This is a genomic window from Hyunsoonleella ulvae (genome assembly GCF_016827605.1).
Lineage (GTDB): Bacteria > Bacteroidota > Bacteroidia > Flavobacteriales > Flavobacteriaceae > Jejuia > Jejuia ulvae.
This window is the reverse complement of sequence record NZ_JAEPJQ010000005.1, coordinates 201,504-216,341: the sequence shown is the minus strand read 5'-3', so window position 1 is coordinate 216,341 and position 14,838 is coordinate 201,504. Positions and strand designations below refer to the sequence as shown.

The window sequence follows — 14,838 nt, the reverse complement described above, 5'->3', positions numbered from 1 at the left end:
AATATTTTTTTTGATGAAATATGATGCACTACTAAAATTGATGATATCTAATAATAGTTTATAAAAAAACACGCTCCACATCATAATGATATGAAACGTGTTAGCTAATAACAGTTCAACGTGATTTATTTTACTAGTACACCATTACTTTTTTTACTGCTTGTTTATCTCCACTGGTAATTCTCACGAAATAGAGACCGTTAGTATGGTTTTGAAAATCAATAACTGTATTATGATTTAGAGTTTTGATGGATTTACCTGTTACGTCAAACACTTGAATCTGTGATGCGCTATCAATAAAACCATCATTTAAAATTTTCACTGTTCTATCTGATTGACTATACAATAGATTTAATGCGTTGGCATCAAAAACCTCTGTACTTAACGTGGAATAATTACAGGCATTAAACACATCTAGAAGATGCTCGCCGGAGCTATTAACGGTAACTAGCCTATTTGTACCAGTAACTGTAGCACAGGTAGCTTCTGGCCCTGGTGTTTCATCATTACCCCAACCCGAAGCACTTAAATACTTATATTCCAATTCGATAGGATAATCTGATGGTGTAGGAAGCCTTAAAATACCACTATGTATATCTCCTGAAACATTTGGTAGTGATAATACTTCGGCATTCCAATCGGTTAACCAGCCCGCTACATGTACATTACCTGGTGCAATGGTACCTTCACTAGACATGTCTACATTTAAAGTTACCTCAAAACTTGTTCCTGAAGCATTACAACCATTAAAAGGTACAGGTTCTAAAACTACAGCCGCTCCTGAATTATTGATATACAAGAATCTGTCTCCGTTTGACGGTGCGCAGGGATACCCTGCTTGCTCCTCTGTACCCCATGCATTTCCATTTAAGAATTTGTACCGATGCCATCCTTGATTTAACTGAATAGTTACAGCATAAATACTTGTTGCTCCTTCTTGAGTTAACATTGTAGCGTCTGGAGTCCAACCGTTAATTGTACCCACCACATGTACGCCATTAGCGCTTACAGACTGTCCTGCCATGTCTACTCTAATAGTTACATCTACTTGTGCAAATGCTTGTACTGATATAAGCATCGCTACAGCAAAGCTTAAAATGTAATTGTTTTTCATTGTCTTAAAATTTTAGTTAATAAATTATTGTTTGCATTGCATGGGGCATTATTTTATAATCGATTTGATAATCGCTTACTATTAATTTATAATCAATAGGATGATCTGTTTTATTCATTACTACAGTAACCATCTCTCCATTTGGGTTTTGAAACGAGGTACTTTCAATCGTACTTCTACTCATTGTCGTACTGATACGTTTTGCTTTAGGTTTTATAAATTTTGAAAAGTGTCCTATGTAGTAATAGGTAGGTGTATATATAAGCGTATTGGTTTTTGTATCTGCATGTATAGGCGCAAAACAGAAGTTCTGAACATGATTTGGTCCACCATTTTCATTTAATAAAATATTCCAATCGGTCCAACCAACAGTACCACTGTTAAAGTCGTTAATCATAGAATTGCCATAACGCTCTGCGTTAGACCAACGCTCGTACTGTGTAGCATCAAATTTTTCTTGACATCCTTCTGTGAACAATAAATTTTTGGAAGGGAAAGACGCTTTAATGTTTTTAAGATTATCGTATTTAGGATCTCCTCCTGTCCAAGTTTCATACCAGTGAAACCCAATTCCCCATGCGTATTTCATAGCTTCAGGGTCTTCAAAAATGGTATTAGCCCTGTGTGAAATTAAATCCCTATTATGGTCCCACACTACGATGTTTTTGTCTCCTAAGCCGTTTTTTTCAAATGTTGGCCCTAAGTTGTATTTTAAAAAATCCCGCTCTTCTTCTGCAGTATAAATACAGGATTCCCAACGCTGTGTGGCCATAGGTTCATTTTGAATTGTAACCCCCCAAACAGGAATACCTTCTGCCTCGTAGGCCTCTATAAACTTTACGAAATAATTAGCCCAAGCTTGATAGTACTCTGGCAACAACTTACCGCCCTGAAGCATGTGCTTATTGGTTTTCATAAATGCTGGTGGACTCCACGGACTTGCATAAAACACCAAATCATCACTCACCAAAGCTTGCGCACGTTTAATCATGGGTATACGCTTTTCCTTGTCTTTTGCTATTGAAAACGTTTTAAGCTCCATATCTCCTTCTTCTATATAAGTATGGCTACCTAAACCAAAATCGCTACTGTGGATACTGGTTCTTATAATATTATAGTTGATACCTTCCTCAGAGAAATAAGCGTTTAAGAATTCCTCTTGCTTGTCTTTACTTAATTTTGAAAACACCTCTGCTGCTGCATCGGTGATAGCACCTCCAATACCAAGAAATTCTTGAAATTTTTTTTCTGGATTAACAAAAATGGCTACTTCGGTTTCTAATGGCTGCTTTGCCTTTGTAAATGCTTTTTGGGTATCTAGAGACAAACGTTTGTCTGTGTTTTCGGCCGTAGTAAATACACGCGCATTATTACCTAACAAATTTAGTTTTGCTTTAGCCTCGCTTTTATAATTCATAGCAAAATCCTTAGGATTATTTGCTTGCTTACAAGCAAAGAAAGTGGATGCTATAAAAAGGACGTATAAAAATATTCTATTCATTTCCATTATTTTTTTACCAAACAAACGTGGCTACTGAACCTGCTGGTATAGTTACAGTTATAGGCTCTGATGTTACGTTAATGTTTAATGATTTCTGTACGTCTGAATTGTTTAGAACTAAGACTACAATGTTATTTCCAGGTGTTTTATATGATACATTTGGAAACTCAAAAGAAGCGTTAGATTCTATTCTTATTGAACCTGGTGGCACAAATTTTGAAGCATGCGCTATAATATAATACCCAGGGTTTCTTTGGATAGAATTGCCATCTATTGTAACAGCGCCCAAACATTCTTCACAACCGCCATCGGTATGTGGATCGTTATTAGGGTCTGATGCCAGATTCCATTGCAATACATTTTTACTCCAGTTACGTGGTGCCCCCACCATAAGCTCTCTAACATGCCAACGCATATCCTCATAGAAATCGCCTGGGGCCTGAATCCACTGCTCTGTGAAATACAGGTTTTTATCTGGATGGGCATTATGAACAAGTGACATATTGCTAATTTGACCTGCATATAGGTGAAATGCAGAACCGTCTATATAGGTTTTAGCAGAGGCATCATTCATTATTGAAATAGGATAATCTGGATTATCAAGATTATGATCAAAAAGAATGATTTTAGCTGTAATGTTTTCTGTTGCAAATAAGGGGCCTAAGTGGTCTCTAATAAAGATTTTTTGCTGTTCTGCACTCATGACCATACTCGGGTTGTTAAACGGATTTTCTGGCTCGTTTTGTACAGTAATAGCATCAATAGTGATACCTTGAGCGGCCATACCTTCTACATACTTCACAAAATAATTCGCGTAGGTACCATAATACTGCGGCAACAGCTCACCTCCTACTGTTGCAGTATTACTCTTCATCCAAGTAGGTGCAGACCATGGTGTGGCTAAAATTTTAATGCTAGGGTTGATTGTTAAAATTTCATTTAGTACAGGAATTAAATTTGCCATATCTGGATTTAGAGAGAAATTATCCAGATTAATATCAGTTTGACCGCTAGGTAAATCATTATAACTAAACGTTGTTTCATCCAAATCTGATGAACCAATACTTATTCTTAAGTAACTAATACCTATACTGTTGTCTCCTATCCCAAAAAGCTCCTCTAAAAGACTGCCTCTAGCTGAAGACGACATGTTATTAATTAATTTAGCACTACCTCCTGTTAATGAATATCCAAAACCATCCATCTCTTGATACGTGGTACCTTCATCTACATTAATTGTAAAATTATTATTGGTTACCATTGGAAATAGACCATTTGTAGTTTGAGCCAGTAAATTAGCTTCATCCGGAGATGTGAGGTAAAATGCTACGTTTACATCTGCAATTTCTGGTGGTGGGTACGTTTGCATTTCATCTTCTTTGCATGCTTGTAACGTAACTATGAGAAGGAGTATATAATAAATATTCAAGTTGTATCGATTTAATAATTTCATAAGTTTTTAATTGTATTATTGAGCAAATTCGTAGGTACCTGTTTGATAATCATCACTTAATATGATGGTTACTGTATATGAACCATCAGTTTCTATATTGAGTAAATTTGCTCCACCTCCATTAATAAGGTTTCCTGTTAATGAAGTTGGATCATCACTACCTAAGTCAAAATCCCATGGACTAATAAATTTGCTATCTGATCCCGCTGTAAGATTAGCGGTAATTGTAAATGTATTTGGATGGCTATACGTCATCTGCAGTTCTTCTCTTTCATCCCAAACTTTCCAATGAAATAGTTTGAAATTGTAGTAAGACCACGTGAGTTCTGGTGCGCTAAAATCTATACTGAAACGCAGTGCCCTATCTGAAATAATCGTGAATGCTTCATTACCTTCAACCAACCTAACAGCATCTGTTACCAAATCGCCATCTGGGGTTACACTGTTGGCTAATACATCATTAATACTGTATGAAGTCCCAGACCCATCTATAGCACTATTTAGTGTATAGCTGTTACTAGCTTGCATTGGAATGAATCGATTAGAACTAAAAACATCGCCATTTGCTGATAATTCTTCAATCATGGTTCCGTTTTCAAACAGGAACAATTGTGATGGTGTAGTTATGGGCTCTACAACAGTATCATCAATTTCAAAAGCATAATTATAGTTTTCTGCTGAAAGGTCTAGAGTTACAAAATATTGTCCTGTTTGGTTGTTTGGTATATCTTCAAAAGTTACCCCTTGGTTAGCAGCATCACTTTCTAAAACAAGTGTGTTTGGTGTACCAACAACGCGTTTCAATAAATAACCCCAATCTCCATTGGCTCTAAACACAAACCCACCTGTTTCCGGCAGATTGATAGATGCTCTCCAAACACCATTGCCTTGATAAGCTAAAGGTTCGTCTCCTCCCCAACCTCCATTGATGGGTGTACCTACCATACTCCAAAAATTGATTTGAAGCAACTCGTAAGTATTGTTATCTAAATCTACTTTTATTCTAAATTGACCTGAATCGTTAGCTACTATATCATCTCCAAACGATACGATATTACCGTCGCTTCCTCCAAACTCTAAAGCAGGAAGTGAACGTTCACTGTAAAACTTATAACTTTCTCCTGCTACAAGACTTGTATACACTTCGTATATATTGGATAAACCTCCATTACTATCAGTTAATCGTCTTAACGCTATTGCCTGCGACAAATCATTATTGTTTTCTGTAGCTGTCCCAGATATGTAAAGCGATTGTGGTAGTAGTTCATTTTCAAAACGCGTAACACTTAAGTTTGCAGTAGTTTGGCTAGATTTGCTTAAACTGTTTGCTTTTACAGCAAAAGTAATTTGCGCTTCTTCATTTGCACGAAACCCAGAGAAAGCCAATGCTTGATCTAACGCCTCATAACTTATGGAAAGAGAGGTGTTTGTACCACCATTAGAAGATGCTGAAGTAAAAAGCGGCGTTGTAAAATCTGCCCCTATTTCATCTATTAAAACCTCATAAGTAACGGCATATCCTTCTGAAGATGTTGCTGCCTCCCAGCTAAATGTTACAGTTTCGTTAGGTGTATCTTCATCTAAAACAATTTCAGAGTCTAATGAAGGGGTTAAAATCATTGGAGTACTTAACTCCCACTGCCCTTCGGGTTGCAAGTTGCTTTCTGTTTGGCAAGATGTAAATACCAGAAAGAATGCAACAACAATTTTAGTTATGTTTAAATTCTTTGTCATTATAGCGATATTTTTAAAATGGATTTGGATCTAAAGCTGGATTTCTGTCTAATTCTTGCTGAGGAATTGGTAATAGTTTTTTTGCTTCAGTCATATTGTAGTTCACTGCATTACCCGTTCTTAAATCTATTTCTACAACATTATTCATGGTAGAAACTAGCACACCGTATCTTGAAAGGTCATCCCAACGTTGTCCTTCTTGAAATAACTCTAAGCGGCGTTCTTTGAGTATGGTTGTACTTAATACTTCTTTGGTACTGCTTTGTGCATCTGTTAAATCTGGTAGTTCTGCTCTAGACCTAATACGGTTTACCTCTGTAATAGCAGCTTGAAGTTGATTTGTTGCATTTAAAGCTTCTGCTTTAAGTAAAACAATATCTCCGTATCGTATTAGGTATGTATTATCTGCACTTGCAAAACCACTAGCGTTTTTCCACTTGTAACTAAATGGAATTGATGTACCTTGACTATTACCCCAATATTCATCTACCCATTGTACAGATTCAAACAAAATGGCAGCATTTTTTCTAACCGTATCGCCTTCTGCATCAAATGCATTGATTAAATCTACCGAAGGTGTTACAAATTTTCTCCAAGTATCACCACTTACTGATGGTGGCAACAAAAGCTGTGGGCCAAAATTACCTTCATTTCCTCCTAAATATTGTACTTCAATAATAGATTCTGCATTATTGTAATTATTACCATCAAATAACTGATTATAATCTATAAGCTGATAATTAGCTGCACTAGCCTCAACTGCTTCAATATGAGTTAAGACAGCTTGATAATCTGGCGTTGGCTGCTGAGCATAGGCCTTAGCTGCAAGAGCATGAGCAGCACCTGATGTAGCTCTTCCTTTATTAATACTTGCATCATTTCCGTAAACATCTGGTAATAATGATGCTGCTAAAACCAAATCTGAGGTTATTTGTGCATATACTTCCTCTGTTGAGGAACGAGGTATATTAATAGCATCAGCTTCTGTTGAAGTTATTGTATTAGTAATTAAAGGTACTCCTCCCCATAATTTTACTAGTGTAAAATAATGGTATGACCTTAAAAAGAGCGCTTCACCTCTAATTTGGTTTTTACGTTCTTCTGTAAGTAAAGGGTCATTTATACCATCTACACGTTCTAATACTAAATTAGCTTTAGAGATGGCATTATAAATATTTGACCAATGCTTGAATAATCTAGAATGTGTTGGTGCTATATCAAGAAAATCTAATTGAAAAATTTCAGGATTATCTCCTCCTGCGTAACAGTTATCAGATCTCACATCTTGAAATAATAGATAATCCCAAACATAATATTCTGAAGACTGAAAAGATTCGTAAGCTCCAACTAATGCAGCTTCAATTTGACTAGCTGTTTCATAAGCATTTCCACTTGTTTCTATAGAAATAGGTTCCAATTCTAAATAATCATCACAAGAAAGCCATGTTATTGAAATAAATAGAATCGTTAAAATTTTATATAGTTTCATAGATGTATTTTTTAAAATGTTGCGTTTAGTCCAAATATTAAATTTCTGGTTTGTGGGTAGGTACCAAAGTCTATACCTTGCACCGTATTACTACCGCCAAAAGCGTTCACTTCAGGGTCGAAGCCAGAATAGTTTGTAATCGTAAAGATATTCTCCCCCGTTCCATAAATTTTCAAAGCAGATACACCAAGTTTATCTAGAATACTTTGTGGTAGATTATAGCTTAGAGTGATGGTTTTAAATCTTAAATATGAACCATCTTCAATAAACCTTGTAGATACTCTTGAATTATCACTGTTTCCAAAGCTTGATCTTGGAATATTGGTAATATCCCCTGGATTACGCCACCTGTTTAAAACTGCTATTGATTGATTTTTAGGGTCTATCATGCCCTCGGTTTCAATACGTGTAACATTTAGCATATCTTTACCTTGGGAACCCTGCAAGAATACAAACAAACCAAACCCTTTATAACTTAAAGTATTTGTGACACCATAATAAAAATCTGGGTTGGCATCGCCTATTATGGTTCTATCATCTGGACTTGGAGTAAACGTAGAGTTTCCATTTCTATCAATGTAAAACGCATTTCCTGTTGCTGGATCTACACCTCCAAAAATATAACCGTAAAGTGAGCCTAAGGGTTCTCCTTCTCTAACCAAACTTGCTTCTCCTCTACCTCCAGTAATACCTCCTTGAAGTAATTCTTGGCCTACTAAACCAACAACTTCATTACGATTAAATGAAATATTAAATCCAGTATTCCAGGATAAGTTTTTTGTATCAATATTAACTGTATTTAACGCAAATTCTAATCCTCTGTTTTCAATCACACCAATGTTTCTTATGGCATTATCAAAACCAGTAGCTGTTGGCAACGGTGCATTTAATAGTAAATCTTTTGTCTTTTTAATGTAAGCATCTGCAGTTAAGCTTATTCTACTATTAAATAGTGCTACGTCAATACCTATATTAGTTTGCTCAGACTCTTCCCATTTAAGCTCTAAATTTTCTATAGATGCAGGAAAAGTTCCAGGTTGTACTACTCCTGCGAAAGGATAATTGGCACCAGAACCAACACGCCCTAGATAACTGTATGCTTCAATATTATCATTACCTACAATACCCCATCCTGCTCTAAGTTTTAAATCATTAATGAATGAGTCGTCTTTGATAAAACTTTCTCTAGACATACGCCATCCCAATGAAAATGATGGGAAATATCCCCAGCGTTTATCAGGTCCAAAAACACTAGATCCATCCGCTCTAAAATTGGCAGTTACAAGATACTTATCATCATAGCCATAATTTATTCTGCTTAAAAACGAAGTATTTGCTCTTTCTGATTTAAATGCTGATGCCGAAAAGAGTTCTGCACCACCACTAGGCGTTGTTATGGCATCACTTGCAAAATTTCTAGTTTGTATACTACTATCCTCAAATCTAAATTTTTGCGCAACAGAACCTACTAATGCTTCAACTTTATGTTTATTATAATTTTTATTAAAGCTTATTGTATTTTCTACAATGTGATATGATTTTTTGTTAGTATTATTAATACCTTGACCACCTATAGCAACACCAAAACCGGTTCTAAAAGGATCAAGAAAAGAATCAAAAACACCATGACTATTATCTATACCATAATTAAAACGGTATTTGAAATTTTTTAAAAACTTAGCTTCTAAGTAAATATTTCCTAAAAAGCGTTGATCGTTAAACTCTCTATCCAATCCATCTGTACTTGCTAATGGGTTTTCCCAATTTTGAAATGGATTACTTGTAAACATACCATTATCACTAAAGACTCCTATGATAGATGGCGTTGTTAAAGCACCTAAAAGTACGCCTCCTTGATTTACACTATTATTATCATTAACATCAACATCTCTATATATAGTATACGCTATTCTTGTGCCTACTTTTAGCCAATTGTTTATTTCTTGATCTATATTAATCTTAAAATTACTACGCTCTATCTCAGAACTTCTAACAGCTCCTTCTTGAGATAGGTAACCGCCAGATATAAAATAGTTAATACCATTTACTTTTCCAGAAACTGATGCTTGATAGTTTTGTGAAAATCCATTTTGAAATATTTCATCTTGCCAATCTGTACGTTCTGTGAAACTATCCCAATCTGTAGTTAAACCCATTTCTGTCATTAAATCTCGATACTGTTCGCCATTCAATACTGGCAGGGTATTCCAAACTTGAGAGACTCCAGTATAGGCATCTAAAGTGACTTTTGGCTTAGATGTTGTTCCTCTTTTAGTAGTAATTAAAACAACTCCATTTGCCCCTTGAGCTCCATAAATAGCTGCAGAAGATGCATCTTTTAAAACGGTAATAGTATCAATATCACTTGGATTTATAGATCTAGTATCGTTAGTAGGTACACCATCTACTACATACAAAGGTTCGCTACTAGCATTAATAGAATTGGTTCCTCGAATTCTTAAACTAAAACCAGCAGATGGTTTACCTGAACTTGAGATAACTTGTACTCCTGATGATTGCCCCTGTAATAACGACCCCACTTGTGTGTTAGGTCTAGATTCAAAACTATCTCCATCAATAGTAGCTACAGCTCCTGTAATGTCTTTTTTAAGTTGAGATCCATAACCAACTACAACTACTTCATCCAGAGCACTAACATCCTCCTTTAACTGTACATTGATTACAGCTTGTCCGTCAACAGGAACTTCTAGGGTCTTAAAGCCCAAATAGCTGAAAACAAGAATAGAAGAATTGGATATATTCCCATTTAGAGCATAGTTACCATCAAAATCTGTAGTCGCTCCAATAGTTGTGCCTTTAACAAGTATTGAAACACCTGGTAATGGTATGTTACTTTCATCTACTACTAATCCAGAAATACTGTTTTGGGCTGTTGTGAAAAAACAAGTAAATAAAGTAAGTATTGCAACTGTTAACCACCTTAGTTGTATCATTTATTTAGTTTAGTTTAGGTTAAAAATTTTCTTTGATGCAAGTTAGTTCCGTATAGCACATATTACAACGGGGATATTCTAAAAAGTGGACTCAGTAAAGTCTTTTAAATATGTAAGTATTTAAAAATTAGTATTTTAAAAATTGTGTCTTGATCTTAAAAAGTGGATTTATATTAGAGAAATAACAATAAAACACTACTTTTTTTGTATAATGCCTATTTAAAAAGGAGTGAAAAAGTAGAGTTGAAAATCTTATTGTATCTTTTTTATTAAATCCTCAAACGAGGATTTATCTTTCGCCATACTTTTTATGGCTGCCCTGTAGTTATAAATTGTATTAACAGAATATCTCAAGATTTTTGCAATTTTAGAACTGCTTGTTATTCCTAATTTTAGTAATGCCAAAATCCGTAATTCAGTATTAAGTTTGGTCTTATCTTCCAAGTGTATTTGATTGTCTTGCTTAAGTAGTTTGTTAACTGCATCAACAAAGTCTGGATAGATGTGCAAAAAGGAACTGTCAAAATTTTTATTAAATATCTCTAATTCTTCATCAATTAATTGTTTTGATTTAGAAAGCTTTAATAAGGCATTCATTTGGTTTGCGTTTACATATTTGCTCACTAACTTTCTGTAGACGTCTAATTTTGAGATGTATTCAGAATAAAGGTTTAAAAAATTACCGATGTAGTGCTCTTTAATTTTGTCAACTTCTGAAAGCTCTTTGTATAATTTTCTTAAATCTTCATTTGCTGTTTTTAATTCATTTCTAGCTAACGACACCTTTTTCACTTGTTTATAGATAAAATACACGGCAATTAGTAAAAAGACCGTTAGTATGCTTATGAATATTAATGATTCTTGGAGCCGCTCCCTTTGCTTAGCTGTTTTTTCCTCATAAGCCTTAGTTATTAAAGGCATACTATTGGCAATATTTACAAAGCGCAGGTTGGAGTTGTAAAATTCTGCATCATCATAGGAAAAGTTGATATAGCGGTGCGCACGATCAATATCACCTTCAGTAAAAAGTATCTTTGCTAGTGTGCCCAGCGAGGCATTGTCTTTTACAGAAGAGGTAATATCAGAAATTGCGGATAGGATTAAATACTCTTTTTGCTTAGTAACATTCTCTTCTAATTCATAGAGTAAAGACCTCTCAAAAGTTATCAAAGAAAATAATCTGGACCCGTCGCTTACTTTAGACAAACGTTGGTCATTGATCTTTAAAGCCATGTTTAAATCCCTATTGTCCCTAAACTCTTTTTCTTTAATTCTTAGAGATTCTTCAGAATCAGATTCAAGACGTGAATACAGTGAGTCTTGATAGGCGATGTATAATTTTGTGTAGTTAGATTTACTACTGTTAACCGTGGTGTTATATGCTAAACCAGAATAGCCTTCGTTAAAAGCTATATAATAGTCATCTAATAAAGCATTAGGGAGCGTTTTTTTGTCAACCTCATTTAAAGCATCAATGGATTCTTTGTAACGACCAGTATTTACCAATAGCACTCCTAATTTGAGTTTTGATTCATTTACATAGGTTGTATTTTTTAATTGTCTAGCAATTAGAATATTGTTTTCAATATACTTGAGCGCATTATTAAAATTATAAAATTGATAGGTTTTAAAAAGCGCGTTGTTTAACTTGTAAGTTTGTTCTAAACTGGTAGTCCGATCTCTCTGGGTAAGAAGTGTTTTAATATGGGCTTCTTTTTGCAAATCATAGTCTTCATGCAATTGCATTGTAGATTCCAGCTCAACCAAAAGAGAATCTAGTTGTTGTGCATTAACTTTTAAGCATGTAAAAGCAAATATGGCAATGAATACTATGGCTTTCAAATGAGCAAATTTTTCACTAAAATATTGATAATATTTTATAGGGCATGCAGTACTACGTGTATCTACCCTAATGTGCACAAAAATATATATTTTACACGGTAAATATTTGTATTTAAAGCTACCTATATTGTAATTACCATTGAACTCATCTTGATTTTTTATGACTTAAGTAAATAAATCGTTCATTTGAAATTATATACGTTGTGCTGTAAAGCTTTACACAATATTTTTAGTTTATTTGTTTCCTAATCTAAGTTTATGACCATTAAAGCCAATAATCTCTACCTTTTTACTTTTATTTCCTTTTTTAGTTTCAGTGTATTTTATGCACAAATAAAAATTAGTAATACACCTGCATGGGTAGTGCACCAATCTTATGATAAAACTCCTGAAATAGACTTAAACGACATCTCTTATGGCTTGTTAACCTTATTAAGTGATGAACAAATACATATTCCAAAAAAGGAACGTTACATTCGTTTTGTTCGTAAAATAACAGATAATGTTGGTGTACAAGATGGATCTTCAATATCTATTAATTACGACCCCACTTACCAACAGTTGTTTCTACATAGCATTACGGTATTTAGACAGGGAGAAACCATTGACAAGCTTGATGTAAATGATTTTCAAAGCATTCGGCAAGAGTCCAATTCAGAAAGTTATATTTATGATGGTAGCCTTAATGCCATAGCAAATTTAGCTGATATACGTAATGGCGATATATTAGATGTAAGCTATTCAATTAAAGGGTTTAACCCCATACATGGCAATCATTTTTCAGGAGGTACTTCCCTAAACGATTTTCAACCTGTGGGGAAAATTAATTATTATTTAATCTCTAATAAGACATTAAAATACAAGACCCTGAATTCAGACATTAAACCCCAAATAGGAAATTACCAAGGCCATACAACTTATAATTGGACAACAACCCTAACGAAAGCCCCAAAGTTTGAAGAAAATACACCAAATTGGTATCTCTCTTACCAAAACCTATTTGTTACCGATTTTGAGACTTGGGAGGCTGTTGTAAATTGGGCGTTAAACATATACCAAGACAATGTTAAACCATCGCAGTCATTACAAACTAAAATAGACCAAATACAGAGTAGTACTGAGTATGAAGGCGAACGTATCTCTACGATACTTAAGTTTGTACAAGATGAAATTAGATATCTTGGTTTAGAATCTGGTATTGGAGCATATAAACCTTTTTCTCCAAGTAAAGTATTAGAGCAGCGTTTTGGGGATTGTAAGGATAAAAGCTGGCTTATGGTTACCATGCTACGTAAAATGGGTATTGAAGCTTATCCAGTACTAATTAATACCATATACGGCGAATCCCTTCACCAATTTTTACCATCCCCTAAAGTATTTGACCATGTTGTGGTTAAAGTTATTGATAGTACAAATACCCATTTATTTTACGACCCAACAAACAGTAATCAATTTGGAAATTACAAGTCGGTTTCATTTCCAAATTATGGCAAAGCACTGGTTATAAAAAAAGGCAATACGGCTTTAGAGCAAATTACCCCTAAAAGCGAAAATGTAGTTGAGGTATTTGATACATTTGATTTGCCAACAGTAGGGGGACCAGGCTCCCTAAACGTCATGACTGTTTATAAAGAGGCTGAAGCGGATGTGATAAGAGCGCGATATAAATCGAACAGTATATCTTCATTACGTAAGGATTTTAAAAGCTATTATGATAATCTCTATGATGGTGTTGAAGCCTTAAAAGACCCTGTTTTTGACGATGATAGTTTGGTTAATGAGATACTGGTGGAAGAGTCATACAAAATTACCGATATATGGAAACCTATGGTTGGAAACGATAAAAATATTGCTGTAGAGTTTACACCTTATAGCATATTGGATGTTTTTATGTTACCTAATGAAAAAGAGCGCAAAACACCATATGCTTTATATTATCCAACACATAAGAAACATCAAATTACGGTAAAGCTTCCAAAGCGATGGAGTGTTCCCAAAGATAATGTCACGATAAATTCCAAAAGTTTTAATTTTTCGATTAAGTCCAAAATGAATCCTTCACGAGATATTCTCTACATTAACTATGAGTATAAAAATAAGAGTAGCTACGTAAAGCCAGAAGATTTTGAAGAATACTATAACAAAATTAAAGAGGTAGAGCAAATTATAGCTTACTACATTTTTATACCAAAAAGTGAGGCAAGTAACAAAAGTTTTGATATGTCTGTATTTGATGATACAATGGCATCAAATGTAGCCAATATATTTTACTGGATTATAGGTATTATGGCAACTGTGGTAGTAGGTTTGGTTGTTTTTGTTATTAGAAGTAATAAAAAATAGATATTAATGGGTATGGTAAACTTTTGTTAGTAAAAGTCAACTAATCATCAAAGTCTTCGTCGTGATGATGCTCATTGTTTCTGGTTAAATACCTACTAATAAATACAAAAACTACAAAACCAATGTTTAAAAATACCAGAACATAAAATATGTAGTCTTTAGTTGTCAACTTTTTGCAATTAGTTAAAGGGAGTCTCCATGCAAAGTTAAGGCTTTATTGGTCAATTATAATGCACTTCCACATTACCATTAGGTAGATATGTTTTTGCCTTGCTTCCTTAAATAGGTGTTTTAGATAATAAAGTACACAAAAATTATCCAGTAGATAAAATATTTATGACATAAATAAGTTGTTAGTAAGTCATTATAATTAACTTATGGTTCTAGCTTCTAAATACTTAAATTTGC

At 34.3% G+C, this 14,838-nt stretch carries 8 protein-coding genes; 1 reads left to right on the top strand and 7 read right to left on the bottom strand.

The window, feature by feature from the left end; genetic code table 11:
* Positions 1 to 133 precede the first annotated feature (133 nt).
* The 7 genes from JS605_RS13805 to JS605_RS17710 all read right to left on the bottom strand — a co-directional run bounded on the left by JS605_RS13805 (position 134) and on the right by JS605_RS17710 (position 12,165).
* On the bottom strand, positions 134 to 1,114 hold the full coding sequence (locus JS605_RS13805) for a T9SS type A sorting domain-containing protein (RefSeq protein WP_203258306.1): 981 nt from the start codon (positions 1,112 to 1,114) through the stop codon (positions 134 to 136).
* 16 nt (positions 1,115 to 1,130) lie between these two features.
* The gene (locus JS605_RS13800) at positions 1,131 to 2,621 is read right to left on the bottom strand and encodes a glycoside hydrolase family 30 protein (RefSeq protein WP_203258305.1); all 1,491 of its coding nucleotides are present in this window, start codon (positions 2,619 to 2,621) and stop codon (positions 1,131 to 1,133) included.
* 7 nt (positions 2,622 to 2,628) lie between these two features.
* A complete protein-coding gene (locus tag JS605_RS13795) occupies positions 2,629 to 4,068 on the bottom strand; it encodes a glycoside hydrolase family 30 protein (RefSeq protein WP_203258304.1) in 1,440 nt (479 codons plus the stop codon).
* A gap of 15 nt (positions 4,069 to 4,083) precedes the next feature.
* Positions 4,084 to 5,802 (bottom strand): SusE domain-containing protein, encoded by a 1,719-nt coding sequence (locus tag JS605_RS13790; protein WP_203258303.1) that lies wholly within the window; start codon positions 5,800 to 5,802, stop codon positions 4,084 to 4,086.
* A 13-nt stretch (positions 5,803 to 5,815) separates the two neighbouring features.
* Positions 5,816 to 7,291, bottom strand: coding sequence for a RagB/SusD family nutrient uptake outer membrane protein (locus tag JS605_RS13785; RefSeq protein WP_203258302.1), 1,476 nt, complete (start codon positions 7,289 to 7,291; stop codon positions 5,816 to 5,818).
* Between the two features lie 11 nt (positions 7,292 to 7,302).
* On the bottom strand, positions 7,303 to 10,245 hold the full coding sequence (locus JS605_RS13780; protein ID WP_203258301.1) for a SusC/RagA family TonB-linked outer membrane protein: 2,943 nt from the start codon (positions 10,243 to 10,245) through the stop codon (positions 7,303 to 7,305).
* 252 nt (positions 10,246 to 10,497) lie between these two features.
* A complete protein-coding gene (locus tag JS605_RS17710) occupies positions 10,498 to 12,165 on the bottom strand; it encodes a DUF6377 domain-containing protein (protein WP_203258300.1) in 1,668 nt (555 codons plus the stop codon).
* Positions 12,166 to 12,345: 180 nt separating this feature from the next.
* Between JS605_RS17710 and JS605_RS13770 the strand changes: the two genes are divergently transcribed.
* A complete protein-coding gene (locus tag JS605_RS13770; RefSeq protein WP_203258299.1) occupies positions 12,346 to 14,430 on the top strand; it encodes a DUF3857 domain-containing transglutaminase family protein in 2,085 nt (694 codons plus the stop codon).
* Positions 14,431 to 14,838: the final 408 nt, after the last annotated feature.

Bases quoted from the DNA above. Each gene is read 5' to 3' on its own strand.
- JS605_RS13790 (WP_203258303.1), bottom strand. From the start codon at position 5,802: ATGACAAAGAATTTAAACATAACTAAAATTGTTGTTGCATTCTTTCTG.
- JS605_RS13785 (WP_203258302.1), bottom strand. From the start codon at position 7,291: ATGAAACTATATAAAATTTTAACGATTCTATTTATTTCAATAACATGG.
- JS605_RS13770 (WP_203258299.1), top strand. From the start codon at position 12,346: ATGACCATTAAAGCCAATAATCTCTACCTTTTTACTTTTATTTCCTTT.
- JS605_RS13780 (WP_203258301.1), bottom strand. From the start codon at position 10,245: ATGATACAACTAAGGTGGTTAACAGTTGCAATACTTACTTTATTTACT.
- JS605_RS13805 (WP_203258306.1), bottom strand. From the start codon at position 1,114: ATGAAAAACAATTACATTTTAAGCTTTGCTGTAGCGATGCTTATATCA.
- JS605_RS13795 (WP_203258304.1), bottom strand. From the start codon at position 4,068: ATGAAATTATTAAATCGATACAACTTGAATATTTATTATATACTCCTT.
- JS605_RS13800 (WP_203258305.1), bottom strand. From the start codon at position 2,621: ATGGAAATGAATAGAATATTTTTATACGTCCTTTTTATAGCATCCACT.